The following is a 25451-nucleotide window of genomic DNA, read 5'->3' as shown; positions in this document are numbered from 1 at the left end:
GGGAAGAATTACGTCGGAAACCGAGATCAGTCAGCCAAAACAGGCTGCGCGGCAATTCCGAACATCGTCCGCTGAGAGGGCTGGGAGTCATCACTGGAAGGGACCAGTTCTTCTCCCACAGGTCCCAGTGTGTAGCTACCGGCTTCATAGAGTCGCCGACGCCACACCATGCAGATCCGGTCGATCCCCCGCCCGGGGCCTTTTTCCAGCGACAGCTGGCCTTCATCAATGCCAATGACGGCCCCGGTGTCACTGAAATCCCGCTGCAGCCACTCGGGAATCTCCATCCTGTTGTCGTACAGCACGTAAAGATCACAGGGACAGGAAACATTCACGGTAATTAACGGGCACTCCTGATCCTTGTCATCGTTAAACGTCATGACGTAATCCGCCCCGAGAAGAAAACGGGGGATTCCTTCCGTCGTCACACCGTTCCACTCAAAGGTGCGGTCCACATGCGTCTTGGCGTCTTCACGCAAGGCGCCATGCTGGATCTGATAGAACTTCTTACTCGAAGGGGACCGGAGATTATCGGAGATTCCCGCAATCACAGGGGGACGGGAAAGCTGCACGTGATACATCCCGTCACCGGCAGGGTAAGTGTCACGCGTGACTGCAACCAGCCGCTCGACCTTTCCACTCCGGTCGACCTTGACCGCCTGTCCCGCCATCAGCCGGCGCGAGTAATCTTTCCGCTCTCCATCCCTGGAGACAGGAATCAGCTCGACAATCCCTTCGAAAACGACGATTTCTGCCCCTTCATCGGGCTGCATCCTTACACCGAACTCGGTCCCGAGATCCACCACTTCCGCAACAGGAGTGACAATCCGGAACTCCCGCCTGACGGTATAATCCGCACGGGTTGTTGTGGTCCCGTGGCTCAACTCGACGAAGGTGGGCGACCGCAGACGCAGCCCTGCCGGGCCGACCAGCGTCATCACAGCGCCGGAATCAAAAATCACTTCCAGCCGCCCCGCATTCAGCACCAGTTCTTCGCCGGAATAGATCCGGTCCCCGACCGACCAGCGACGCTGATCTTTCCCCCACTCCACATTGACGGAACGGGCCACCCGTGCGACGGGAACATAGTTGGTCTGCACTTTTCCGCCGAAATAAGCCACGGAAAACTTCACCATCCCGTCTCGAATTTCGGCAGAAAATCTCCGCACCCCCCACAGCCCCAACAACACCAGGGCGAGCGCAATTCCCCCCACCCAGCGACTCCTTCGCGACACCCGGGGTGCCGCGGAAGCGTTGCTGTAGGGAACGTTTTCGCCCGCGACAAACGCCGTCATCCAACTGGCATGCGCGGAGTCGTGACGAGCCTCAGCATGCTCCGCCAGCAGATCGTCGACAATCAGACTCCGGACGACTTCATCAGCCAGCGACGGGCTTTTCGCAATCTCATCGACCAGTTGCTGATGCTCAGCCAGGGACAGAGTCCCGTCGAGCAGACGCCCCACGCGCACGGCATCGTCTCCAGTGTTGGCTGTCATTGTCGTGGGCCCTGCAGGTCGACAGCCGGTGTGAGCAGGCGACGCCTCACACATTCCCCGAGTCGACGGTTGATGGACTGCAAAATCTTGTAAGTATTCTCGACCGACTTTCCAATTTGGACTGAGATTTCCGCGACAGGCAAAGCCTGATGGAATCGCTGAATCACTAACTGCCGATCATCTCGCGACAATCTCCTCAGGCACTGCTCCAGCATTTCCATCTGCTCCGCAGGCCGATTACCACTGATTTCATTTCGATCAAACGCATCCAGAATCGACGCCACCGCTTCCGGCGAAAAGACAGGACCAGCCCGTCGCTCGGAGCGGTTCAGCTCCCGCACCACCCGGGAAGTCACGCCGCGCGCCCAGGCCTCAAAGGGACGATCCGGATCATACGTATCAAACAGCTCCCACAGACGGAGCGCCACGGCCTGCACCACGTCATCAAACATCTTGGGATCCTGCACCATCAGTCGAATCACGCGCCGAATTGTCCGCTGGCTGTCGACGTACAGGGAGACAAACTGACTCTGACGAGGATCGGTCGGCATCAGGTTTCAGTGCAGCTGCTTGAATGAAGTCCAAAATACCAATTGAGGCTCAGGGGGCCAGGCTGGAAGAAATTCCGGAGTTTTCAGCTGAATCCGGCCAGAAATGCAGCCACACCACAGCTTCGAATCAAAACCCAGAAACATTTTCACACTTTTTCGCGATTTCCCTCCAAGCAACATCAGTGAACTTCAATACATAAGTGGTCAATCCGCGATGATACTACACAAACACATCAGTTCCGAAGCCAGGCAAATCATCCCAAGCGCAGTTCTGCGCTGGGTCATTCGAACCCAGATATTCCACAAGTCTTGAAATCTCTAGTTCTTCTTTCTGTGATCAATTGCCCCCTAGGAGACCATTATGCGTACGCGCCACAGGTCGGGATTCACATTGATTGAACTGCTGGTCGTCATTGCCATCATCGCAGTGCTGATCAGCCTGCTGCTCCCTGCCGTGCAGCAGGCGCGAGAAGCGGCGAGAAGATCGCAATGCAAAAACAATCTGAAACAGGTCGGTTTGGCGCTGCACAATTACGCGGATGTCCACAAGCAACTCCCCATGCTGTTCATTAACTGGCCCGGCAACGGGTCGAATCTCGGGAACTGGGGCTGGCAGACGTACATTCTCCCCTACATGGATCAGAGCGGGCTGTATACCGCACTCGACCCCAACAACTGGGTCGGTCAGGATCGGGACGGCTTTTACAAAGACCGGGCTGTCGCTCGCCATGCGACAAAGTACTCTCTGCTGGGGACGCCGATCAGCTCGTATCGCTGCCCCAGCAGCGTCGCCCCCGCTGCCGGAGACGGCTACAATTTCGGGAACGCAGGAAGCGGAAACCCTGCCTACGTGCTGGGAAACTCCAACTACGCTGCCAGCTGGGGGAGTGGCTGGGCGTCATTGAATGGAAGCGCCGGACCTCTTACGAATGGCCCGATGTGGCGGAACTACGGAGCTCCTCTGCGGGACATTACCGACGGCCTCTCCAACACCATCTTCGTCGGGGAAAAAGCCTTCAATACGCCCTACAGCTCCAACGGCTTACGACAGATGGGAACAACCTGGGCCGGGTGCCGGAGCAGTTCCGCTGCGACCGATCAGGGCTATGTGCAGGTGGGAGGCGGGGGGTATGTCGTGATCAATGCCTCCTGTATTACCACCGATGAGGGGGCGTATCAGAATGCCGACTGCCGTTACGGATTCAGCAGCGAACACGACGCTGGCGCACAGTTCCTGCTAGGCGATGGTTCCGTCCGCTTTATCAGCAACAATATCGACCAGCGACCTGACATCCTGCGTGGGTCTTCCGGACGAAATAACGAAGCTGTCAACGCAACCTTCCAGCGACTGCTGGCCCGAGGGGACGGACAAGTCGTCGGAGACTTCTAAGAATTTCTCCCCGGCACTCTCGCCGAATGAGAGGCGAAAGAGGGCCGATCGCTCTGCAGCCAATTTAACCACAAGGTGAATGCAGTTGCCTCATTTTTCATCTTTCGGAGCAGGCCCCTCCATCACATTGGAAATCTGTCCCGATTGATGACAATTCGTGGCAATGGCCCGGACCGGCAGGCGAATCTGCCGGTATCCCAGCGTTATTTACGAGAATTGCGAACCGCTTTTTCGTTTCAGATCCTTCAGGAGTAGTACGCTAATGTCCCGCAGTCGTTTACTGATGGCTTTGTCGTGCTTGCCGGTACTCTGTCTGAATGTTGGTTGCTGGAAAAAGGGTCCGGATCTGGGGGTCGTGAAGGGGACGGTCACGATGGATGGGAAACCGCTTCCCCGCGCGGGTGTCGCCTTCTTCCCCAAAGCAGGCGGTCGTCCTGCATTCAGCCGAACCAACAACGAAGGAAAGTACGAGCTGAAATATCACGGAAATACAAAGGGAGCATTACTGGGAGACCATGAAGTTCGTATTACGACGTTCATCGCCGCCAACCTGACGACGGACGAGAACGACAAAGTGCACGTCACTCCCGAGCAGAAGGAGGTCGTGCCGAAGCGCTATAACGACGACACCGAACTCAGCGTGACCGTCGAACCGAGTCGAAACGAGTACAACTTCGATCTCGTTTCGAACTAGGTCGGTTTTGCCAGATTGCGGATTGAATATGTGAGTGCCGGCGTGCGACTGCCCTCAACATCGGTCGCCCGCCGGCCTCATCGCTTTCACAGGGCCATCGCTTCAGAGAGCCCTTCTCAACCAGGCAGACTGGATGTCGGCCACAAAATCTCTTGCGATACACCGACCCTGGCAGACTGATTGTTCTTTCGCAGCAACCATTGCCCCTGCTCCGACTGCCCCTGCTCCGACTGCCCCTGCTCCGACTGCCCCTGCTCCGTCTGCCTCTGCTCCGTCTGCTGCGGGCTGGGCTGCTGCGGGCTGGGTGAACGCCCCTTCGCGTGCTCAATTCGCCCCCCTTCTACGCACGACGTGCCCGACGTGCGCGCAACACCGAGCCAATCCAGGCTGAACTTCACATCTACAGAGATGCACGAGTTGTTCGCTGGAAAAAAGTACAATCCATGCCTACAATCAGCGCACACATTGCGACATTTTCTCGCAGAGCGTTCAAAATGCCTGAACTCCCTCCTCACCAGGATGCCCCTCCGTTTGAGGGCTTTATTGGCTCCAGTCAGGTCATGCGCGACCTGTTTCGCCATGTCCGGAAAATCGCCAACAGTTCCGCCACCGTTTTACTCCTCGGTGAAACCGGCTCCGGCAAGGAGCTCGTCGCTCGGGCGGTTCACGAACTGAGTCCGCGGGCCTCCGGTCCCTTCGTGCGGGTCAACTGCGGTGCCCTCAGCGAGAGCCTCCTCGAGAGCGAACTCTTTGGACACGTCAAAGGGGCGTTCACAAACGCCATCGAAAATCGCACTGGTCGGTTTGAAGCGGGGCATGGAGGCACGATCTTCCTCGATGAGATCAACTCCGTCAGTCATACGCTGCAGGTCAAGCTGTTGCGGGTGCTGCAGGAGCATCAGTTCGAGCGAGTCGGCGATACCAAAACGATCAGCGTAGACTGCCGTATCATCGCCGCGACCAATCGGGACTTGGCGGAAATGGTAGAGACTTCCGCGTTTCGCGAAGACCTCTACTACCGGCTGAACGTCCTCCCCATCTACGTTCCACCACTCCGCGAGCGTCGGGAAGACATCGCGGAACTCGTCAGCTTCTTTGTGGCCCGCTACGCGGCAGCGAACAAGCGTCCCACACCGACCGTCGCCAGCGAGGCTTTGACCTATCTCAAGTCGTACCTGTGGCCGGGCAATGTCCGGGAGTTGCAGAACTACATTGAGCGGGCCATCGTGCTCGCCGATGGAAACGAACTCGGTTCTGAACTTCTTCCCTCGCACGTCCGGGGAGAGGCTCCCATTCGACTCGGCCGGATCGAACGCTCGGAACTGCAGTCACTCTGCACCGAACTCGTGGCGCGGGGCCTGAGCGAGGTCGCGGAAGAGGGGAAATGCCACGAGGCGGTCATGAACCTTGTGGAACGCGAGCTGATTCTGCAGGTACTCCGCGGTTGCCAGGGAACGCAGACCAAGGCGGCCACTCGGCTCGGCATCAACCGGAACACGCTGCATAAGAAGATCGACGACTTCCACCTTCATGATGAAGCGCGGTAAAGCTTCGGCCTTCCGTCCGAACGCGCTGCGGGAGGCGGGTGTGCGACACAGCTCGACGTGCGGGGCCTCCCCACTCAGACTCCGGCACGGTGCTGAGACCTGTCCACTTCCAGAATCTCCTGCACTTCCGCAGCCAGAAAGAATGACCCGGTGATGCAGACAAGATCACCCGGGGCGTGATGTGTTCTGGCAAACGCAAGAGCTTCTCCCGGAGTTTCGAAGCTCCGCCAGGGTCGCGTGAGATGCGTTGTCGCCAGCTTTTCCAGTTCCGGCAACTGGGCAGAACGTGCGTTGTTCACGTAGCGTGTCAGCCAGATTTCATCGAAGTGCTGATCCAGTACCCGGAGCAGTGCCCCGATTTCTTTATCTCTGGAAGAGGCAAAGATCACAATCTTCTTCGTAGCAGCGACCTCTCGCAGTGTTGCACAGAGAGCCTCCATCGAGGCGGGGTTATGCGCCGCGTCAACAATCATCAGCGGGTCGGAGGAAACAACCTCCACCCGCACCGGGCAATGGGCCGCTTTCAACCCGGCACGAATGGCAGCCTCCTTGACCACAAAACCTGACTCCCGCAGCCGCACTGCGGTCCGGACAGCCAAGGCTGCATTCCGGGCCTGATGGTCACCCGGCATGTTCAATTCAAGCCGCTGAAACGCAACTTGGTCATCGGCATAATCGAAGCAGAAGAGCGGGGGGACTGGATGCGGCGGAGGAGTGAGCGGCTCCGCATGAATGCGAAATTGCACTCCCAGTCTGTCGACGGGTGCTCCCTTTTCGGCGGCGATCTCATCGATCACGGCAGCCGGCCCCGCTTCCATCACAGCAGTGACCATCGGGATTCCCGGCTTGATAATGCCCCCCTTCTCCCGGGCAATCAGTTCGACCGTGTCCCCCAGCAGACGCATATGATCACGGCTGATGCTCGTAATCAGCGTCACCAGCGGAGAACAGATATTGGTGGAATCGAGTCGGCCGCCGAGGCCAACTTCGATCACCGCCAGATCGACACGCTGCTGCAGAAAGTGAAGCCACCCCATCGCGGTGACCAACTCGAAAAATGTCAGTCGGTCTTCGGGGTCCTGCTGATCAAAGCGGTCTACAAGAACTCGCACCTGATCATAGAGGCCCAGCACGGCCGCCTGCGATGGACGCTCTCCATTGACTGTAAACCGTTCCTCAAAATGTGTCACGTGAGGAGAGGTGAAGAGTCCCACCCTCGCTCCGGTCTGTTCCATGATGCGGGCGATCATGGTCGAGGTCGACCCCTTCCCCTTGGACCCGGCGACGTGAACCGTCTTCACCTGCTGCTGCGGATTGCCCAAGGCCTCCAGCAGCCGCACCATTCGGTTGAGCTTGAAATCATAGAGCGATTTGGCGGTGTCCGGAGCCCGTTCGAAATTCAGTCGGCTGTAGAGGAACTCCAGCGCCAGCCGATAGCGCTCCGCCAGTGGGGACTCGTCGGCGGGCGTCAGATTCAGGGGCGACGTGCTCACGCGAATTCTTCAAACGTTGTCCGGGGGAATGCCTGAAACGGTGCAGAATCAGGAACATGGAACAATAACCGGTCGCTCCCGGCGGGCAAGATCGGAACAGCTTCTGCCTGCCCGAAATTCTGTCTCCAGTGATTCCGGCTGGAATGCCTACTGCGGGAATCCGTTTCCACAGCAGGACACTCACCGCTGGCATCGGTTCCTGCTGATTCCAGATCATGCCTGGTGGTCAACAACCGGGGGAGTGGCCTCTTCCCACGACAGAATTCACGCGGCTGAGGGGAGCTGCGCGGGCACCGGCTTGGGCAACCTGCTCTAATGTCGAGATCACCGGCTCTGGGGACGCCGGGCGTGCTGACTGTGGGAAAGCAGGATTTCAAATGCCGACACTTGTCTCTGTTCAACGTGGCCGCGCCGAGACGTACGCCGATCCGGCACAGCAGCCCCTCAAGCCCTGGACGAGCGCCATTTTCAAGACCCCGGTCGAAGGACCGGTCGCGGTTCAACCGCTCGGACTGGAAGGGGACGAACAGGCGGATCGACGGTTTCACGGCGGAATTGATAAGGCGGTTCTGGCCTACTCGGCGGACCACTATCCGGAATGGCGGGACCTCCTGGGACGGCCGGAAATGTCGGGCGGAGGATTTGGAGAGAATCTGACGTTCTCAGGGATCACGGAAGAAACCGTCTGTGTCGGCGACCTCTGGTCGGTCGGCACCGTGCTGTTGCAGGTGTCGCAGCCACGGCAACCCTGCTGGAAGCTCTCGAGAAAATGGGACCGGATCGATCTTCCAAAACTTGTCGCCGGCAATGGCCGCACGGGATGGTATCTGCGCGTGCTGCAGCCGGGCGAGCTCGAGGCGGGAATGTCCTGCCAACTGGTTCAAAGACTGCACCCCGATTGGACCATCGCCAGAGCCAATCGGGCACTGTTCGACCGAGACTTTCCGAACAACGAGGCGTGGGATCTCGCCGATCTGCCGGAATTGGCGGACGCCTGGAGGCAGGACCTGACCAAGCGGCTGGAGCCACGCGGGTCGCAGCGACTGTTTGAATAGTCCGGCACACGGCCGGTCGGTTGTCCCGTGGTGTGAAGGCCTATTCTCCGAATTCCGGAGCAAGCAGAACACGCTCTCGACCCGATGACCTTCAAGTGATTCCCCGTCCATTGGAGACATAACGTGCCCGCAGGCAAACTGAGCGCAGGGCTGATGATGTACCGCCAGCCGAGGGGACTGCTGGAAGTCCTGCTCGTCCATCCGGGGGGCCCCTTCTTTCAGAAGAAAGATCTCGGAGCGTGGACGATTCCCAAAGGAGAGCCCGCCGAAGACGAAACATTACTGGCCGCTGCCCAGCGTGAATTTCAGGAAGAAACCGGCTTCCTGCCTGTCCCGCCCTTCCTCGAGCTGGGTCATGTGGTTCAGAAAGGAGGGAAGCATGTTCATGCCTGGGCGTTCAGCGGCGACTGCGACCCCCATACCCTCCGCAGCAACGAAGTCACCCTGGAGTGGCCCACTCGATCAGGACGCCAGCTGACATTTCCCGAAGTGGATCGCGCTGATTTTTTTGATGTCGTGACCGCCCGCACGAAGATCAATCCAGCGCAGGCGGAACTGCTGGATCGTCTGCAGGGTCTGCTGACAGAGGAGTCGACATGAAAGCCATGCGGCTGCACCGGCTCGCTTCGCTCATTTCAGAACCTGCCCCGCTGCAGCTGGAAGAGGTTCCTGATCCGGTTCCCGGGGAACAGGAAATTCTGATTCAGGTCTCGACCTGTGGAGTCTGCCACACCGAACTCGATGAGATCGAAGGTCGCACCCCTCCTCCGCGACTCCCCATCATCCCGGGCCATCAGGTCATCGGCCGCGTGATTCAAAGGGGGGCTCAAGCGGAGCGTTTTCAACTGGGTGACCGCGTCGGTGTCGGGTGGATCTTTCACTCGACAGGTCGGCCGGACGAGAACCTCAGCCCCGGCTTCCGGGCGACGGGCCGCGATGCGAACGGTGGCTATGCCGAGCGGATGGTCGTTCATGAAAACTATGCCTGCCGCATTCCCGAGGTGTTTTCCGACGACGCTGCCGCCCCGCTGCTGTGTGCGGGGGCGGTTGGCTACCGGGCCCTGAAGCTCACGGGGCTGCGAGATGGCCAGTCGCTAGGGCTGATGGGGTTTGGAGGGTCTGCCCATCTGGTGCTGCAGGTCGCCCGCTTTCTGTTCCCTCATTCCCCCATTGTGGCCTTCGCACGGCAGGACTCCGTGAGGGATTTTGCCCGCTCCCTGGGAGCGGACTGGGCCGGCGACATCAACGACACTCCTCCCGAACCGCTCGACGCCATCATTGACACGACCCCTGCGTGGACTCCTGTCCTGGCAGCACTCGCGATTCTGAAACCCGGGGGCCGACTGGTCATCAACGCAATTCGGAAAGAGGACCACGACCAGTCCGCGCTGCTGCAGCTCAGCTATCACAAACATCTGTGGATGGAACGTGAGATCAAGACCGTGGCGAACGTGACACACTTCGACCTCGAAGAGTTTCTGCCGATCGCCGCCCGCATCCCGATTCAGCCGCAGATTGAACGCTACCCGCTGGAACAGGCAAATCGCGCGCTGGTCGAACTGAAGCAGGGGGCCGTGCAGGGGGCCAAGGTGCTGACAATCGCCCGCCGCTGACGACCAATGCTGCCTTCGTCGACGAGCCTATTCCGCATACTTGTGCAGATAGTTTTTGAGCTTCAGTTTGCGACGCGTGCTGTCGGACGACATGTAGCGAATCTTGCCAAAGACCGGACGCTCCGGTCCCCAGGCCCGATCGTAGCGTCCCAGCACCCAGAAGATTCCGGAGTACGAGTTGGGATTGCAGCCATCGATCGCATACCTGTTATTCAGCTCGACCATGACGTCGAGTGCCTCGCGGGGGGATGAGGTCCATTCCAGAATCTTCTTCCCCCACAACATCCGCAGGTAATTGTGCATGAGTCCGTCACGCACCAGTTGTCGCTGCGCGGCATTCCAGATTTCATCACCCGTTCGGGCACCCTCCAGTTGCTGCGGGGAATAACGTGGCTGTTGGGGATCATTCTCATGGTCTGCCAGAGTCTGACGAGCCCAGAGGGGGAGCGACTCGTACTGATCGTAGTCCGGGCGGTGCACGCACATGTTGTAGCCGAGTTCCCGCCATGTGGTCAGTTGATCGAGAAAACTCTCGGCGCCGGGGCTCATTCCCCACCACCCCTCTTTCGCACCGCGTGATGTCTGCTCAAGCTGATCCGCAGTCCATTCCTCTGCACGACTCAATCGATCGAAAATCTCATGCGCAGAGAGATGGCCAAAGTGCAGGAAGGGTGACAGGCCGCTGGCCACGGGATCGTCCACATCGTTGCGGTGCTCGTGGTACCGGTGCAGCTTCTCAGCAAGAAACTTGCTTAACAGGCGTGACGCCGCTGCGGCTCCACCGGTGCTTGCAGCGGGACCAATCGTGCCTTCCAGATCGAGCTTTGACAGAATGTCTGCACGTCCCGTCAATTGCTCAGAGGTTGCGGCGGGCCAGCGCTGCAGCACCTGTTCCGGCAACGCATTGAGCCGAGGCAGCTGGACGCGCTGGAAGGGATCGGGTTTCGGGAATTGCCGCAGGTGCTCCGGCAACCGCTTCTGCAGGAATCGGCGAAAGGCGTAGGCGGTCGGGAAGTCGCGGTCCGTGGCCCGCAACGGTAACAGTCCGTTGGAGTCGATTGCCTCAAACTTCACCAGGAGATGCTCCGATGCAGCGGTCACCTGATCGGAGATCGGAGAACAGGGGAAGTCATCGGTCAGCACCACGCAGGCCTGCTGTGCAAGCGTTTCCAGAAGCTTCTGTGCCTCATGGCGACGAGGCTCGACGAACGGGTAGTACAGCACCGGCTTGTTGGCCAATGCGGCGGCATTGTCAGCCATGCCCTGCAGAACGAAGCCGTGTCGACGATCACTCGACCAGCGCGGGTCAATGGTCAGGGTTTCCAGGACCACCAGCGGTCGTTGGAGTTCCTTAGCCCAGTCGACCGCCCGTTGCAAAGCAAAATTCCATGCGGTTCGTCGCTGGGCGTTCATCCAGTAGAGGACAAACTTCCCCGCGTCATTGAGCGCTGCAGTCGTCAATGTCCGGACGCGAATTTCGGGAATGGACATGACGACCGTAGAGAGGGGAAGCCGAAACGGGGACCCTCAGCCCGGACTGCCAAGGATTGTATTCTGGTGAACTGACTACGTTCGTGGCGGCAGAATCGGCCCCGGCAGGTCCTCTTTGGCGGCGTCTGCCGCGGGGGGACTCAGCGGTTTCGACGGAGCTGCAGGCTTCGCCGGAGGGGGGCCCGCAGGTGTCGGCTCGGGCTCTGTCGCGTTCGGCGCTTCCGAGGGGGCAGGGGTCGAGACCTGCTGTCCTGCGGGCTGCGCCGGCTCCAGCTTGGGCTTCTGGAACTCGGGTGGTGGAGGAAGGGGTGGCAAGACGGGATTTGCCCCCGGCGGGGTTCCGGTTGGCGACTGCGGCGGCGGTACGGGAATCATCTGCTGCGGCATCCCCTGCGGCTGCGCTTGTGGTGCGGGCTGTTGTATCGGGTGCTGCTGAGTCGGTTGCTGATGCGGGTGGTGCGGCGTCGGCTGCGCCGCCAACGGCTGAATATCGGCAGGCCCCCGTGGGGGGATCTGCAAGGCAACGAGATGAGGCTCCGGCCCGGCAATCTGGATGGCGGAATCGACCGGAATCTTGAACTGCGGATCCCCTTCGAGATACATCACCACCGCCAGCAGGAAGAGGCGATTCGGATCACGAACATCCTGCCGGACCCATTCCGAAACCCGTTGCTGGATTCGCAGCTTCTCAAGCGCGTTCTGATGCCCCAGCACCTGATCGAAAGATTCCGCCTGTTTCGGCCAATGAGGATTGATTGCCAGCACCAGCTTGAGCTGGTCGGCTGCTTCCAGATAACGGCCTCTCCCCAGCAGCGTCACCGCCAGACGATAGCGAGGTTCCACGCGGTCCCGGGCTGCGTCAATCGCCCGACGATAGCGTTCCGAAGCTGCCAGATAACTGAGCTGCTGCAGTTGCTGGTCCCCCTGAGCCTGCAGCTGGAGGCTCTGTTGCTGAGCGGCCGGCGTTGACGGTTCAATGATCGGAGTCGGCGCCGGCAGGCTGCCCATGTTCCCCGCATTCAGGGGGGGGCTATTGATCTGCGCTTCCGAGGGAATCGGTTGCAGCTGCGGATTGACCGGCCACGTCGGGTTCAATGGTCCATTCGGTAGCACCGGTGGAGGTGGCGGCACAGTGCCGTAATAGGCATTTGACGGGAAGTAATTGAAATAGGGCTGAGCTCCCCCCAGCGGGAAATCGAAGTAAGGGGCGATGATCGGGCTGAAACCACCATAGCCGCCGTGCCCACCCCCGCCGCCGGGGAACCCGTTGACGTATTGCAGCCCCTGACCACCATTCCAGGGGCGACCATATTGCAGTTGATACTGATAAGCGGCCTGCGTCGGTCCGTAGCGTCGACCGGTGGGCCCGTAGACTTCGGGAACGGATTGGTTCCAGCCGCCACCGCCGCGATAGCCGCTGCCGGTGTTGGTCCGCCATCCCCCCCCGCTGGCAGGATTCTGAGCCCAGGCTCCATCCGCAAGCTGCGCACCAGCGACCGCGCAGCACAGAAGACTGACACGCCACATCATTGGAGATTCTCCTGCCCGTCGCTGGTTGATTGTAACAGTTGTTTCGGAAGAGTGATATCAAATCCTGTACCGGGGAAGTGTGATTGGCTCAAGATCCTGCAGAGAGCGGGAATTGCCACCTGACATGCCGTGCGGGAAAAGTGCTCTTACCAGAGAGAGTTTGACGGATGCACCCGCCGCAACGTCCCGTGCGGCGGACGATTCCTGTACGGGTCGGCGTCGCCTGCACCGGGCCTGCTACGGCTCCGCAACGAAACGGTACCCGGTACCGCGTACCGACAGCAGATGCCGCGGGTTGGCCGGATCCTCTTCGATGTACTTCCGCAGCCTGAGCACGAAATTGTCGATCGTGCGGGAAGTCACTTCCGCCCCCTGATCCCAGACATCTTTCAGAATGCGGGTCCGGGAGAGCACAGCTCCTTCGTGCTCGATGAAGTAGCGCAGCAGCTGCAATTCCATCGTGGTGAGCGAATTGACATCGTCTCCGCGGGAGACTTCAAACGTCCGGAAGTTCACATGCACGGTGCCGAAGTTGAAGTCGTCGCGCTGGCTGGAAGTATAAACCTGCTCAATCTGGCGATGCCGCAACAGCAGATTTCGCACCCGGCTCAGCAGTTCCGGAAGTGCGAAGGGTTTTGTCATGTACTGGTCGGTGCCGCAATCGAACGCGTGTGATTTGTCCTCACTCAGCGTCCGGGCACTCAGGACCAGAATCGGAACCCGCTGATCACGATCGCGGAGCGCCCGGCAGATCTCGTAGCCGCTCATTCCCGGCAGCATGAGATCGACAATCGCCAGATCGACTTCGCGCGGGTGTTCGTCAAAATAATTGAGTGCAGAGGGGCCGTCTCCCATGACGACCGGATCATAGCCCTCCGCTTCGAAATTGAAGCGCAGGCCATTGGCGATGGCCTCTTCATCTTCGATGATCAGAATGCGGGGGCGGCGGCTCATAGCAGGAAAAATTATATCGACTCAGCCCGGTCAGTGTGAGCGAATTTATTTCTGACTGGCGGTGGACCCCGTTCGCTTTTTCAGACGCTCCTGATAGCGCGCAATGGCGCGGGCGGGATCTTCATCGAACGCCTGTCGACACCCGGAGCAGCAGACATAATAGGTTTCTCCCTGATACGTCACCGCGATCGTCGCGGTCCCACCGGTGACAAGACATTCCCGCCCGCCTCCTTCCCGCTCGGCGAGTCGCGTCCCTTCGCGGGTGTAGCCGACCTCGGCGATCCGCACGAACTGATCGCCGTTGCGGAGGGACTTCTCGTGGAGCACCAGGGTCCGCTTCTCATTCAACGGCCAGAGGGTGATGCGCCACCGCGTTCCGTCGGCATCCGGCTGTGTGGTGAGGGGGAGTCGTTCTCCCTCCCAGTTCCCCTGATAAACGGATTCTCCCCCCTGCGGATCCGTGACGCGTAGCTCATAGTTGTCAGCAGCCGGAAGCCACCGCAGGCGAGCTGCGGTCACCAACTGGCCTCCGCTGACCACATAGCGGATCGCCGGATCGGCGGGGTCCGAGAAGTCCCAGACGAATTCGCTCTCCTGCTTCCAGATTCCCTGTGCTGATCCCCGTCGCGGTTGAGCGATTCCCCGCCACTTCCCAATGACCCCGTTCAATCGTTCGAGCGCTGTGGTCTGCGGCGCTCCGGCGGCAGGCGGTTCGGCGGGGTCCGCCGAGAAACTGGCGTCGGTGAGACACAGAGGACGGAAGGCCAGTAACGTCAGGGCACAAAGTCCTGCAAGGAGCGACCTTTTCATTGGATCCCCAACTGTTCTATTGCGGCGGTGTCATGGTCAACGGCATCGATTTTAACACTTGCCGACCCCAAACAGACCGCAACGTGTTCGTAACAGTTTGTTGTCTTTCCGGAACAAGACGGACGGAAAGTGTTTCCCAGGTGAAACACGCCGCCGCACGAAAACTGCTTGAAACTCTGCAAAAGTCCAGTCGTGGTCGAGTTTTCAGCCGATGCGTTCTGATTCGGCATCTCAATTGCGATGGACTTGAACTTCCAGGATTTTCGACTCTCGGCTGGGACGCCCATCGAATCCCGGTTGTGTCTTGGGCCTCGCAAAGCAAACTTCCGCGATGTGCGATTCCGGGCGCTGCTGCGGAAATTTCCTCCTGACCTTGGAAACAACAGCGCTGCTGTGCCTCCGGAGTTGAGCCATGCAAAGTGACACCCTCACCAACGGCAGCGTCGACCGCAGTGTCGGCTTCCTTCTGCTCGGACTCGGAGTCGGTGCGTTTCTCCTGCTGACCATTCTGGGAATGGGAACGGTCCAGCGCAGTGCTGAAAAAGCCGCCACACCGGAGCTCGACAACAAGCCCAAACAGGTGCTGGATTTCTCTGAATAGAGCCGACTGAGTTTGGGTGCCCACGGCGCTCCAGCTCTTCCGGTCGATTCCTCTCACTGATCGCCTCGACGTTCCTACTGCCCGACCCAGCGAGCGTACAGCGCGCGGGCTTCAGCGGCCTCTTCCGTCCCACTCACAATCATGCGACCGTCCGCAAAGACGGTGAGCTCATGCTGCGAGTCGCGCGGACGGAACGAGACCAGAAACGGATTACTCCGCACCTCCCCCGCCAGCTTCCATCGCTCCCCCAGCTCCGTGAGCTGCAGCCTTGTCCCGGCCGGCGCGGAGACCTGGACCGAATTGCGGCCGCACAGCACTGTCGTCTGTGAACCCCGCTCTCCCCGCAACCAGAGACGTTCCCCTCCAGCACAGCAGGGACAACTCGCGTTCCCGACCAGCGACTGCAGCTTGATCTGACGCAGCGTTCCTTCCCAGACATCGACAATGGTCAACTCGGGACGGATCAACTCCGCCTGCCCGGAAAGAATCTTGAATGCTGCCACACACTGCAGCGACGCCACGATCTGAACCGCAGGTCCGATCACACCGGCGGTGTCACACGTCTCGCTCGCCCCGGGAGGGGGAATCTCGGGCATCAGGCACCGCAGACAGGGGGGTCTGCCCGGAATGACGGCCATCACCTGACCCTGACTCCCCACGCAGCCGCCATGCACCCAGGGGGTGCCGGTCTCCTGTGCGGCATCGTTCAGCAAAAAGCGGACTTCAAAATTGTCGGTGCCGTCCAGAACCAGGTCGACATCGCGAATCAGCTCCAGAATATTCGCGGCCGTCACATCGGCCACGATTGGTTCCAGCCGGATGCCGGTATTGATCCGTTCCAGCTGGCGGGCTGCAGCGATTGCTTTGGGCAGCTTCTGCGCGATGTCCTCTTCATCGTAGAGGACCTGTCGCTGCAGGTTGGAGAGTTCGACAAAATCCCGATCGAGCAGCCGGACCGCCCCCACACCCGCGCGGACCAGTGTTTCGGCGATGACCGAGCCGAGGGCCCCGCAGCCGAGGACCGCCACACGGCCCGACTGCAGCCGGAGCTGGCCTGCTTCTCCCAACCCGGAGAACAGGATCTGCTTGCGATAACGTTCGTTGGAATCCATCTTCCTATCGTAGCGCAAAAAAACGCCCCTGACGATTGCCAGGGGCGCTCCGTTCTTTCGTTTCCGTCCGCAGCATTACCAGGAAGGATGCTCGGGGAGGTATTTCTCGAATTCCTTGATCAGCTTGGCCTGATATTCACCCTTGAACGTCCCGGCGAAGAATTTGGCACAGGCTTCCTGATTGAAGCGGGCCCAGCTGTCTTCTTCATGTCCGGGGTTGATCGGGTAGAACAGGGCACCGACCGCTTCGGCTGCTTTCTGATCGCCGGGGGCATCGCCGATCATCAGCATCTTGTCGCCGACGTAACCGAACTTCTGGCAGGCGGAGAGTGATTCTTTCTTGCTGCCCACTTCCTGTCCGCAGATGACCTGCACGTACTGATCGATATCGTGCTCGGCCCATTCCTTCTGCAGCGCGGCATTGGGAGTCGCGGAGCAGACGATCAGGTCCGCCTGCTTCTGCATGGTTTTGAGGGCTTCCACCACGCCGGGGAAGGGGGGGACGCCGTGCACCAGATCGGCCACAGCCTTGTCGACGGCAACCGACCATTCCGCAGCCTGCTTGAGGTCCGGATCGCCCGTCCGTTCGGCTTCGGGGACAACGGTCTTAGTCCCGAGTTTCGTCTCACGCTGAATCCAGTCGCGGACCCCCTGCAGCTTCGGAATCTTCACGCCACGGGCCTGAACTTCCTTGCGGGCCGCCAGCAGGTCGAGCGCCTTCAGGTAGGCGGGGAAGCGATTGGCTCCCCGGTCCTTGGAGTACAGGTTGACGAACTCGGCCGCTTCACGGGCGTACTTCGAGGCCGCCTGCAGGTTCATGTACTTGATGAACGGAGGAATAAAGCACTCTTTGTGCTTGATTTCCATCGAGTCGAACGCACAACCATCGGAGTCGATGCCGATCAGAAAATCGTGCTGCTTCTTGAAACTGTCGAGGCCGAGCTGAGACACCACTGGACTCCTGGATCGTGAACCAAAAATGCGCCGATAGGGGCTGAAACGCGAAAATTAGGCGGTCTGACTGCAGATTTCCAGCCCGCCCCCAGACCGGAAGATTTCAACGAAGTGCCGATTGTCGCAACTCGGCCTATTGCACACCCTTGGCGGAAACCCGCGAGCTTCCGAGAAACTGGCTGTCGGTCGGCCCCCCGCTGTTGCGCTGCACGACCTGCGGCAACCTCACGTTCTCAAAGAATTTGACGTTCGGCTTTTCCGTGATCCGGTTCAGAGCATCCTGAAAACTCTCGCCTTCCTTGGTCCTCACCCCCGCCGGCACATTACTCGCCTGCTGGCCCCAGGCGATCTTGCCATCGACCATAATCTGCGCAAACGAGATCTGCTCGTTCACACTGAAGGACTCGCGCCCTTTCCCGAATATGATGTAGTCCTGCTGTTTGTTCTGCTGCCGGATGCCCGCCTTGAGTGTGGCGGGGGCTCCTTCGCGAATCGAGATCCGGTATTTGGCCAACTTGCTGGTGAAATCCTGCTGAACAGTGTCGCGGAGATCTGCAGGGAGGCCAGAGAGGTCCAGAGCGATCTCCCCTCCCGGTTTGAGGGCAAACAGATCACTCCGCTGTTGGGCCTGCTCAAGGGCGTCGACCGCTTTCTGATGCGGCAACTCGCCGACCATCAGCATCCCGTTTTCGCCGGAATTCTGCACCGCGAAGAATGTGGTCCCCCCGGCCGAAGCAGCTTTCTGCCCCCCCAGGTAGTTCCACAACGCAATCTGATTTGAGATGTCGTAGAGTTTCTGGTGCCCCACCAGCAGAAAGTCATCCTTGACGAGCGCAGCCTCGCCCCCCGCACGGAGCAGCGGAAAATCGCTGATGACACTCGCGTCGCTCAGGTTCCAGATCACCGTCCGTTCCCCGCCGATTCCCGCCAGACGATCTCCCGATGGCCCGAACGACAGCGATTGAGGGAGCATTCCGTCTGCCATCGGCGCCGTCCCGAGCAGCTCGGCCGTATTCACATCCAGCAGCCCCAGCACCTTGTTGTCGGTAAAGGCGACGGTCTGCCGGTCCGGACTCAAGGCGGCCCGGGCCACAATCCCCAATGGGAGCTCGGCCACGGGAGAAAAGGAATTGACGTCCCACAGGCTGAGCTGGCCGTTCGAACTCAACACCGCAATCCGGTCGGTTCCGGCGAACTCGGCGAACTCCACGTGGGAAAACCCCGGCTGATCAGGCGGAGCAATCGAGGCCCGATGCTTCAGAGTGAGTTCGTTGCCGGAGAGGGTGTACAGCAGCAGTTCTGACTTGTCAGCCTGGTAAAACGCCCCAGGCTTGACCAGCAGGGATCGCCCGGTGTCATCAATGGAAAGGACGACGAGATTTTCCGGTAAGGTCGCACTAGTCATCACCCGTCCCGCAGACAGATCAACAACGGTGATCACCGTGTTCCAGTTCGGTCCTCCCCCCTGAGAACACAGTACCCCTCGCTGCGCTTTGGCATTAATGACCAGGTCGAAGAGACTGTGGGGGAAGGGGAGCTTGGGGAGCGGAAACCCCTTGGGTTTGAAATTCAGCTTCACCGGCTGTGGGGCATAATTCCAGTCCGGGCTCGACTTGAGGCTGAGTTTCTTCACGCTGAGCCAATTGATTGGCTCGCTGACCACACTCTCGGCGCCACTGCTACTATTCCCGGCCTGCATCCTGTTCTGAACGGACGCCGGCAGACGGGACCTGACCCGGGCCTTCAAGGCGTCATCCGGAACTTCCTGAAACGGATTCGCTTCCCCCGCCTTGAGGAACTCCTGATCCGCTTCACTCAGCTTACTGATCTCAATCTCGTAGGTTTTGCCGTTGGTGCCGCGCAGTTTGACCTTGGTCTCTGTGCGGGAAACCAACTCAGCCTCGATCGTGTTCTTACCGGTACTGTCCTTCCACTTGCGGATCTCTCCGGCACCGGACGAGGAGGGAAACAGTAACAGGCCAAAGACCAGGCCCCAGATCGCTCGCATCACCCATTGCAGCATTACCGCCCCCGCAGCAGAAGAGGATGAATCACCCGGATTCATTCTCCAATTCCCCTGCAGGGTGTCAACTGACTGTCATCGCTGCTCAGACGCCCCGCCATTCCGAGAAGTGCTCGGCCAGTTCCACGAGCGTTCGCACCGATGATCCGGTCGCTCCGATATCGCGCGAGGCCTTGCCGCTTTCGGCGAAGCTGGGACCCGCAATATCGAGATGGACCCACGGAATCTCGTTGACAAACTTCTCGAGAAATTTGGCTGCGGTAATGGCCCCGCCCCACTTGCCGCCGATGTTCCGGATGTCGGCGAAGTCCCCCTTGAGCTGGTCGGCAAAGCTGTCATGCATCGGCAGCTGCCAGACTTCTTCGCCCGCCCGTTTGGCGGCCGACAGAACTTCGTCACACCATGCCTGCTGATTCGTAAATGCGCCGGCGATCTCTTCACCGAGGGCCACGAGACAAGCTCCCGTCAGCGTAGCCAGATCGACCAGCGCCTTCGGCTGCCGCTCAGCGGCGTAGCAGAGGACATCCGCCAGTACCAGCCGACCTTCGGCATCGGTGTTGTGAACTTCAATCGTGGTTCCGTTGCGGGCGGTGAGGACTTCACCCAGCTTGAATGCGTGAGGACCGATCATGTTTTCAACCAGTCCCATCATTCCAAAGACATTGACGGGAAGCTTCAGCCGGGCAATCGCAATCATCGCTCCGAGCACCGTCGAAGCTCCGGCCATGTCCCCCTTCATGGACAGCATGCTGGGAGAAGGCTTCAGCGAGAGTCCCCCGCTGTCGAAGGTGACCCCCTTGCCACACAGGCCGAGCCACGGAGCATCCGGGCCAGCCCCCTGATATTCCAGAACGACCAGCCGGGCTTCATGTTTGCTGCCACGGGCCACGGCCAGCAGCGAATTCATCCGCTCCTGAGCGAGACGATGGTGATCGAGAATCTCGCCCTTGATCCCGTGACTGGCTGCGGCATTGGCGGCCACGGTCGCGAACGAATCGGGGTAAATGTCTTCCGGATGACGATTCACCAGTTCGCGGGTCAGATTGACGGACTCGGCGAGGACCGCTCCCCGCTGCAGGGTTTCATTTTCGATGGGATCTTCGGCGGTCGTTGCCAGGGTGATGGACGTGAACGGCTGCTTGTCCCGCTCACCTTTATAGAGGGCAGCCGTCGTCGAACCGACGATCGCACAGAAAACCGCCAGTTCCGCAGCGCGATGCAAACCGAGATGCTTCTGCGCCGTTTCCGGAATCGAAATGGCAATCGATGTCTCAGTGGGTCCGGCCGCTTTCCGACAGGCGATCATGAGGGCCTGTTCAAACCGGGCGAGTGTGATTTCCGAACTGGGACCGATGCCGATCAGGAGGAGGCGGTCCGCCGCGAGACCGGTCGGCGCGGGGAGATAGGTCCGCTCCCCCAGCTTCCCCTTGATGTCTCCCCGTTCTTTGAGCCGGGTGAGTACCCCCTCCAGCGCCCCGTCGAGTTCCTGAAGCCGGGGAGAAAACTCCGCGTCGGTCGTCACACCCACAATCAGCCAGTCGGCGGCAATCTGAGACAGGGGAAGAGTCGAAGTCTGAACGGCGGTTGCGGGCATGGAGAGAAAAACCTGTAATTGATCAGGCGGTCGGTAACAGAACGCGTTGGCGGACAGTATGCGCAGTTACTCACGGAAAGAGAAGATCCTCGGGAAGGGGAAGGGCTTGCCCGACGGGGATGAGGGCCAGTTTACGGTGAACTTGGCACTCCCGGCGTAGTGCAATACGATTCGCGGAGGACCGGCAATTCGAATCCGACCGCCAGATGGGCTGGTCGCACCTCGTCGTCGGCAGTTCATCAGGAAAAAATGCGGCCCTGCACTCGGCCGCGATTGGAACGGTAAGGACAGACTCAGGATGGCAAAAAAATCCATCGCCGACGTTGATGTGGCAGGCAAGACCGTGCTGATGCGGGTCGACTTCAATGTCCCGCTCGATGACAATCAGGCAATCACAGACGATCGCCGGATCGAAATGGCCCTGCCGTCGATCCGCTCCGTACTGGACCGCGGGGGAAAGCTCGTCCTCATGAGCCATCTCGACCGCCCGAAGGGGAAGGTCGTTCCCGCAATGAGCCTCAAGCCGGCGGCCGAACGGCTCGGCAAGCTGCTGGGCAAACCGGTTGCCTTCGCCAGTGACACGGTCGGCGCGGACGCGAAAGCCAAAGTGGCTGCCCTGCCGGCCGGGGGTGTGGTCGTGCTGGAAAACGTCCGGTTCTACCCCGAAGAAGAACTCAAGGACGAAAAGGCGACCCCGGAGCAGCTCGAATCCAAGAAACAGTTCGCGGCAACACTGGCAAGCTTTGGCGACATCTATTGCAACGACGCCTTCGGCACCTGCCATCGCCCGCACGCGAGCATGTACGCCGTCCCGCTCGCCATGGGGAACAAGCCCAAGGTCTCCGGCTTTCTGGTGCAGAAAGAAATCCAGTACCTCAGCGACACGCTGGCCAATCCGAAGCGGCCCTTCGTCGCGATTCTGGGGGGCGCCAAGGTCTCTGATAAAATCAAGGTCATCAAGAACCTGTTGGGAATCTGCGACAAAGTGCTGATCGGTGGAGCGATGGCGTACACGTTTTCGCTCGCTCAGGGTGGCAAGGTGGGCAAAAGTCTTGTCGAACCGGACAAGGTGGAGCTGGCCAACGAACTGATCGCCAGCGGCAAAGACAAACTGGTGCTGCCCGTCGACACCCATTGCGGAGACGATTTCAAGGCCAGCTGCAACAAGCAGATTGTCGCCAAAGGCGAAATCCCCGATGGCTTCGAAGGGCTGGACATCGGCCCGAAGACGGCGGAAAACTATGCGGAAATCGTCCGCTCTGCTGCGACGGTGATCTGGAATGGCCCGATGGGGGTCTTCGAAATGCCGCCGTTCGACGCCGGAACCAAGGCGGTCGCTCAGGCGATTGCCGATTCCAGCGCTGTCAGCATTATTGGAGGTGGCGATAGTGCTGCCGCCATCCAGCAGCTCGGATTTGCAGACCAGGTCACCCACGTCAGCACGGGGGGCGGGGCAAGCCTGGAAATGCTTGAGGGCAAACGGTTTGAGGCTGTCGACATTCTCGACGAGGCTTGAGCCTGCAACTGAGGAAAATGGGGGAGCCGGACGGTTCCCCCATATCCGAATGGCGCACGGCACATTAGGATTGAACAGAGTTTCCGGTGGGGGAACCAGGATCGACAGACTGGTCCCCGATGTGATTTCATTCCATTCGTGCCGAACGGGCGCGACCTCCGCTCGCCTTTTCTCTCAGTTGAGTCGACTGAGATGGCGGTCGGGCACTGGGTTTCCAGGAGAATAACATGTTGCGTCACGCGTTGTGCCTGTCGGTTTTTTCGGGACTTCTGGCGGCCGCCCCGATGGTGTGGGCACAGGCTGAGACCGCTGAGAAAGCTCCTCCGGCAACGACCGCTCAACCCGCTCAGGCTGAGGCTGATCCTTTCGCGGTTCCGGAAGGGAATGATTCCAAAGTTCTGCTGCTGTTTATTCAGCGGCTGGCCAATACCCCTCCGGCAGAACGGACCCCCGATGGTGTCCGTGCGCACCTGACGAAACTCGATGGAGCACTCGCGACCGTCCTGTCTCGGCAGATCGAAGAGGAGCTGTTCATCAACACGGCGGCGCTGCGTCTGCAGATTCTCTCGATCCTTCCGCAGTTTGGTGACAACGCCGCAGTGGCCCGGCAGCAGAAGTTTCTGGATGAACTCCGGAATGACAAACGCCCCGCTGTCCAGCGGATGGTGACACAGCAGGAGATCGCCGCCCGCGTGGCCAAAATTCCCGGAATGTCCCCGGATGAGCGATCCAAGCTCATCGACGAACTGGTCAGCGCCGTCAAGAACGCTCCGGCGACCGACAACGAAAGCCTCGGCTTTGCGGTCCAGACTCTGATGGAAACCGCTCAGGAGCTCGAGAATCTCGATACGGCCTCTGCCTTGAAGGCTTATGAATCGCTCGGTGCCGCCCTGAAGCCACGGAATGATGAACGGTTCAAACGGCTGATCACCATGACCGAAGCCAAAGCCCGGCTGCTGTCCCTGCCGGGTAAGCCGTTGCCAATCTCCGGAACCACCATTGAAGGGGACGCCTTCGATATCAAGTCGCTGGAAGGCAAAGTCGTGCTGGTCGACTTCTGGGCCACCTGGTGCGGTCCCTGCCTGCAGGAGCTTCCGCATGTCAAGGAAATGTACGAAGCCTATAACGACAAGGGTTTCGAAGTAGTCGGCATCAGCCTTGACGACAACAAGCAGGCCCTTGAGAAGTTCCTCGACGATCAGGACATCGAGTGGGTCACCCTGTTCAGCAATGATCCGGAAAAGCAGGGTTGGGAAAACCCGCTGGTCCAGCATTACGGCATCACCGGGATCCCGATGGCGATTCTGCTCGACCAGAAGGGGAATGTGGTCTCGATGAAAGCCCGGGGTGAAAACCTGACCGCAGAACTCAAGAAGCTGCTGGGAGCTCCCGCTACGGAAGATGCCGCCAAGAGCAAAGTCGCCGTGCCGGCGAAGTAATCAACGATCGCCGCCTTGTTTTCGCATCAATCGACAGACACCCATCGGAGCACGGTGGGTGTCTTCCTTTTTGATGAATGTGTCGGTGCACCGCCTGGTTTGGTCCGTCCTCGGGGAACCTGGCGGGGCGAGGCGCAACTTCCCCTGAGGAGAACAGCGGAGTCCGATACGAGAAGGCAGGGAGCCGCTGCGGGGCTTCCCCCTCGCTGCTTACCCAGTTTCCACCTTTTGACTGTCTGTCACACCTGACTCCGGAAACGTGCACTCCCCGCTTCCTGAGAGAGTGTGGTTCAGATTTCTGCATCCCCATGTCGAGAATAGTCAGGCACGGGTTGGTGGAACCGACTCGATTGCTCTGAATCAGCGCGGCAAAGGATTTGTCGCTTTTTCCTCAAGTCTGTACGGAGACAGACCCCATGATTGAAGTTGCATCCCAACCGGCAACACGTCGCCTGGGCCGCGGTCTGAGCGCCCTTCTTGGCGGGGGAGCCCCCTCGCACGAAGAGACCGATCGCGCAGTAACTTCCGACCTGCGGGAGATCCCGACGGGGCAGATCGTCCGCAACCCGTTTCAACCGCGGCAGCACTTCGATCCCGAAGCTCTCGGCGAACTCGCTTCGAGCATCAAGGAACACGGCATTCTCCAGCCGCTGATTGTCCGCGCCATCGACAACGGCTTTCAGCTGATCGCCGGAGAACGACGCTGGCAGGCCGCCCAGCGGGCAGGGCTTCCGACCGTCCCCTGCCGGGTGGTCGACGTGATCGACAAGACCGCCTGTGAGTTCGCGCTGGAAGAGAATCTGAAGCGGAAAGACCTCAACGATCTGGAAAAGGCTCAGGCCTTCCGTGAGTATCTGACCCACTTTGAGTGCACCATCGAAGAACTCGGCAAGCAGCTGAGCATGAGCCGCTCGGCCGTCAGCAACATTCTGCGACTGCTCGAGCTCCCCGATCCGGTCAAGAATGCCCTGCACGGCGGGAAGATCTCCGCCGGACATGCCCGGGCGCTGCTCTCGTTGCCCCAGGGGGACCAGCTGGAGCTGAGCAGCCGGATTCAGGCGGAACAGCTCTCGGTCCGGGCCACGGAAGCAGCCGTCCGCGAGATCCTGAATAAACAGCACTCCACTCCGGAAGTGGCCGAAACGCCGGCCGCCTCCCCGTCGACCGAAGGCTCGACCTCGTGCGAACAGGCCAGTCCTCCGGAACTGTCGCAAGTGTCCTGCGATCCGCCCGCTGCAGATGCGTGCCAGATGACCGGAACGCAGGAACCGGAAACCATCCCGATCGGCGAGGCAGACGCGGCCCGCACCAACCATGTGCAGTCGCTGGAAGAACAGCTGCGGAATCTGCTCGGCGTGCCCGTTGAAATCAAACTGAAATCGAAAGAGAGCGGGCAGATCGTGGTGCCGTTCGCCAACAACGCGGAATTTGAAAGAATTCTCCGCACGCTTCGCCAGCACGCAGCGTGAAAGCCCTGCAAACGGCCCCGGTTTCGCTTTCGAATCCATCCGGCTTCAAAAGCGGCATGGACAACCGGTCGGCGATGCATTAACACAGTCATTATGAGCGCGGGACGCGGCAGTCGCCT

At 59.9% G+C, this 25451-nt stretch carries 21 protein-coding genes; 10 read left to right on the top strand and 11 right to left on the bottom strand.

Annotated features, from left to right (window positions below; genetic code table 11):
- Positions 1-26: 26 nt before the first annotated feature.
- Positions 27-1496: a FecR domain-containing protein gene (locus SH664x_RS05360; protein ID WP_437205688.1), complete on the bottom strand. Its 1470-nt coding sequence runs from the start codon at positions 1494-1496 to the stop codon at positions 27-29.
- The gene (locus SH664x_RS05355; RefSeq protein ID WP_437205686.1) at positions 1493-2047 is read right to left on the bottom strand and encodes a sigma-70 family RNA polymerase sigma factor; all 555 of its coding nucleotides are present in this window, start codon (positions 2045-2047) and stop codon (positions 1493-1495) included. Before SH664x_RS05355 ends, SH664x_RS05360 begins: the two co-directional genes overlap by 4 nt.
- Before the next feature lie 361 nt (positions 2048-2408).
- Between SH664x_RS05355 and SH664x_RS05350 the strand changes: the two genes are divergently transcribed.
- The 3 genes from SH664x_RS05350 to SH664x_RS05340 all read left to right on the top strand — a co-directional run bounded on the left by SH664x_RS05350 (position 2409) and on the right by SH664x_RS05340 (position 5678).
- Positions 2409-3437, top strand: a complete 1029-nt coding sequence (locus tag SH664x_RS05350) for a DUF1559 family PulG-like putative transporter (protein ID WP_437205684.1) — start codon at positions 2409-2411, stop codon at positions 3435-3437.
- Positions 3438-3699: 262 nt separating this feature from the next.
- Positions 3700-4131: a carboxypeptidase regulatory-like domain-containing protein gene (locus SH664x_RS05345; RefSeq protein WP_437205682.1), complete on the top strand. Its 432-nt coding sequence runs from the start codon at positions 3700-3702 to the stop codon at positions 4129-4131.
- Between the two features lie 494 nt (positions 4132-4625).
- On the top strand, positions 4626-5678 hold the full coding sequence (locus SH664x_RS05340; protein ID WP_437205681.1) for a sigma-54 interaction domain-containing protein: 1053 nt from the start codon (positions 4626-4628) through the stop codon (positions 5676-5678).
- Between the two features lie 74 nt (positions 5679-5752).
- On the opposite strand, the gene SH664x_RS05335 is transcribed toward SH664x_RS05340, so the two are convergent.
- Positions 5753-7171 carry a bifunctional folylpolyglutamate synthase/dihydrofolate synthase gene (locus tag SH664x_RS05335; RefSeq protein WP_437205679.1) on the bottom strand — a complete coding sequence of 473 codons (1419 nt, stop codon included), beginning with the start codon at positions 7169-7171 and terminating at the stop codon, positions 5753-5755.
- A gap of 377 nt (positions 7172-7548) precedes the next feature.
- Between SH664x_RS05335 and SH664x_RS05330 the strand changes: the two genes are divergently transcribed.
- The 3 genes from SH664x_RS05330 to SH664x_RS05320 all read left to right on the top strand — a co-directional run bounded on the left by SH664x_RS05330 (position 7549) and on the right by SH664x_RS05320 (position 9839).
- Complete coding sequence (locus SH664x_RS05330) at positions 7549-8226, top strand: MOSC domain-containing protein (RefSeq protein ID WP_437205678.1); 678 nt, start codon at positions 7549-7551, stop codon at positions 8224-8226.
- Between the two features lie 123 nt (positions 8227-8349).
- Positions 8350-8826 carry an NUDIX domain-containing protein gene (locus SH664x_RS05325; RefSeq protein WP_437205676.1) on the top strand — a complete coding sequence of 159 codons (477 nt, stop codon included), beginning with the start codon at positions 8350-8352 and terminating at the stop codon, positions 8824-8826.
- Positions 8823-9839, top strand: a complete 1017-nt coding sequence (locus SH664x_RS05320; RefSeq protein WP_437205674.1) for a zinc-dependent alcohol dehydrogenase family protein — start codon at positions 8823-8825, stop codon at positions 9837-9839. The genes SH664x_RS05325 and SH664x_RS05320 overlap by 4 nt, the downstream gene beginning before the upstream one ends.
- Positions 9840-9866: 27 nt before the next feature.
- Here SH664x_RS05320 and SH664x_RS05315 read toward each other — a convergent pair whose 3' ends face one another.
- The 4 genes from SH664x_RS05315 to SH664x_RS05300 form a co-directional block, all read right to left on the bottom strand.
- Complete coding sequence (locus SH664x_RS05315; protein WP_437205673.1) at positions 9867-11330, bottom strand: deoxyribodipyrimidine photo-lyase; 1464 nt, start codon at positions 11328-11330, stop codon at positions 9867-9869.
- A gap of 75 nt (positions 11331-11405) precedes the next feature.
- Positions 11406-12860: a hypothetical protein gene (locus SH664x_RS05310; RefSeq protein WP_437205672.1), complete on the bottom strand. Its 1455-nt coding sequence runs from the start codon at positions 12858-12860 to the stop codon at positions 11406-11408.
- A gap of 237 nt (positions 12861-13097) precedes the next feature.
- Positions 13098-13814, bottom strand: coding sequence for a response regulator transcription factor (locus SH664x_RS05305; protein ID WP_437205671.1), 717 nt, complete (start codon positions 13812-13814; stop codon positions 13098-13100).
- Positions 13815-13859: 45 nt separating this feature from the next.
- Positions 13860-14624, bottom strand: coding sequence for a hypothetical protein (locus SH664x_RS05300; protein WP_437205669.1), 765 nt, complete (start codon positions 14622-14624; stop codon positions 13860-13862).
- Positions 14625-15036: 412 nt separating this feature from the next.
- On the opposite strand from SH664x_RS05300, the gene SH664x_RS05295 reads away from it, so the two are divergent.
- A complete protein-coding gene (locus tag SH664x_RS05295) occupies positions 15037-15225 on the top strand; it encodes a hypothetical protein (RefSeq protein WP_437205668.1) in 189 nt (62 codons plus the stop codon).
- A 74-nt stretch (positions 15226-15299) separates the two neighbouring features.
- On the opposite strand, the gene SH664x_RS05290 is transcribed toward SH664x_RS05295, so the two are convergent.
- The 4 genes from SH664x_RS05290 to SH664x_RS05275 all read right to left on the bottom strand — a co-directional run bounded on the left by SH664x_RS05290 (position 15300) and on the right by SH664x_RS05275 (position 20908).
- Positions 15300-16337, bottom strand: coding sequence for a ThiF family adenylyltransferase (locus tag SH664x_RS05290; RefSeq protein ID WP_437205666.1), 1038 nt, complete (start codon positions 16335-16337; stop codon positions 15300-15302).
- Positions 16338-16412: 75 nt separating this feature from the next.
- Positions 16413-17288 carry an HAD family hydrolase gene (locus tag SH664x_RS05285; RefSeq protein ID WP_437205664.1) on the bottom strand — a complete coding sequence of 292 codons (876 nt, stop codon included), beginning with the start codon at positions 17286-17288 and terminating at the stop codon, positions 16413-16415.
- Between the two features lie 136 nt (positions 17289-17424).
- Positions 17425-19356: an SHD1 domain-containing protein gene (locus tag SH664x_RS05280; RefSeq protein ID WP_437205662.1), complete on the bottom strand. Its 1932-nt coding sequence runs from the start codon at positions 19354-19356 to the stop codon at positions 17425-17427.
- 43 nt (positions 19357-19399) lie between these two features.
- On the bottom strand, positions 19400-20908 hold the full coding sequence (locus SH664x_RS05275) for a leucyl aminopeptidase (protein ID WP_437205660.1): 1509 nt from the start codon (positions 20906-20908) through the stop codon (positions 19400-19402).
- Between the two features lie 298 nt (positions 20909-21206).
- Between SH664x_RS05275 and SH664x_RS05270 the strand changes: the two genes are divergently transcribed.
- The 3 genes from SH664x_RS05270 to SH664x_RS05260 all read left to right on the top strand — a co-directional run bounded on the left by SH664x_RS05270 (position 21207) and on the right by SH664x_RS05260 (position 25332).
- Positions 21207-22424, top strand: a complete 1218-nt coding sequence (locus SH664x_RS05270; RefSeq protein WP_437205658.1) for a phosphoglycerate kinase — start codon at positions 21207-21209, stop codon at positions 22422-22424.
- A gap of 227 nt (positions 22425-22651) precedes the next feature.
- Entirely contained in the window at positions 22652-23863 is a 1212-nt protein-coding gene (locus SH664x_RS05265) for a TlpA family protein disulfide reductase (protein ID WP_437205657.1), read from the top strand.
- A gap of 416 nt (positions 23864-24279) precedes the next feature.
- Positions 24280-25332, top strand: a complete 1053-nt coding sequence (locus SH664x_RS05260; protein ID WP_437205655.1) for a ParB/RepB/Spo0J family partition protein — start codon at positions 24280-24282, stop codon at positions 25330-25332.
- Positions 25333-25451 lie beyond the last annotated feature (119 nt).

Source organism: Planctomicrobium aquicomposti (assembly GCF_051466325.1).
Classification (GTDB): domain Bacteria; phylum Planctomycetota; class Planctomycetia; order Planctomycetales; family Planctomycetaceae; genus Planctomicrobium.
Note: the sequence above shows the minus strand (reverse complement) of the source record. Positions and strands in the feature narration are given on the sequence as shown.

Coding starts and splice junctions, on each gene's coding strand:
- SH664x_RS05360 (WP_437205688.1), bottom strand. CDS start 1,496: ATGACAGCCAACACTGGAGACGATGCCGTGCGCGTGGGGCGTCTGCTC.
- SH664x_RS05280 (WP_437205662.1), bottom strand. CDS start 19,356: ATGAATCCGGGTGATTCATCCTCTTCTGCTGCGGGGGCGGTAATGCTG.
- SH664x_RS05310 (WP_437205672.1), bottom strand. CDS start 12,860: ATGATGTGGCGTGTCAGTCTTCTGTGCTGCGCGGTCGCTGGTGCGCAG.
- SH664x_RS05315 (WP_437205673.1), bottom strand. CDS start 11,330: ATGTCCATTCCCGAAATTCGCGTCCGGACATTGACGACTGCAGCGCTC.
- SH664x_RS05320 (WP_437205674.1), top strand. CDS start 8,823: ATGAAAGCCATGCGGCTGCACCGGCTCGCTTCGCTCATTTCAGAACCT.
- SH664x_RS05300 (WP_437205669.1), bottom strand. CDS start 14,624: ATGAAAAGGTCGCTCCTTGCAGGACTTTGTGCCCTGACGTTACTGGCC.
- SH664x_RS05275 (WP_437205660.1), bottom strand. CDS start 20,908: ATGCCCGCAACCGCCGTTCAGACTTCGACTCTTCCCCTGTCTCAGATT.
- SH664x_RS05305 (WP_437205671.1), bottom strand. CDS start 13,814: ATGAGCCGCCGCCCCCGCATTCTGATCATCGAAGATGAAGAGGCCATC.
- SH664x_RS05355 (WP_437205686.1), bottom strand. CDS start 2,047: ATGCCGACCGATCCTCGTCAGAGTCAGTTTGTCTCCCTGTACGTCGAC.
- SH664x_RS05260 (WP_437205655.1), top strand. CDS start 24,280: ATGATTGAAGTTGCATCCCAACCGGCAACACGTCGCCTGGGCCGCGGT.
- SH664x_RS05265 (WP_437205657.1), top strand. CDS start 22,652: ATGTTGCGTCACGCGTTGTGCCTGTCGGTTTTTTCGGGACTTCTGGCG.
- SH664x_RS05295 (WP_437205668.1), top strand. CDS start 15,037: ATGCAAAGTGACACCCTCACCAACGGCAGCGTCGACCGCAGTGTCGGC.
- SH664x_RS05345 (WP_437205682.1), top strand. CDS start 3,700: ATGTCCCGCAGTCGTTTACTGATGGCTTTGTCGTGCTTGCCGGTACTC.
- SH664x_RS05340 (WP_437205681.1), top strand. CDS start 4,626: ATGCCTGAACTCCCTCCTCACCAGGATGCCCCTCCGTTTGAGGGCTTT.
- SH664x_RS05350 (WP_437205684.1), top strand. CDS start 2,409: ATGCGTACGCGCCACAGGTCGGGATTCACATTGATTGAACTGCTGGTC.
- SH664x_RS05270 (WP_437205658.1), top strand. CDS start 21,207: ATGGCAAAAAAATCCATCGCCGACGTTGATGTGGCAGGCAAGACCGTG.
- SH664x_RS05330 (WP_437205678.1), top strand. CDS start 7,549: ATGCCGACACTTGTCTCTGTTCAACGTGGCCGCGCCGAGACGTACGCC.
- SH664x_RS05290 (WP_437205666.1), bottom strand. CDS start 16,337: ATGGATTCCAACGAACGTTATCGCAAGCAGATCCTGTTCTCCGGGTTG.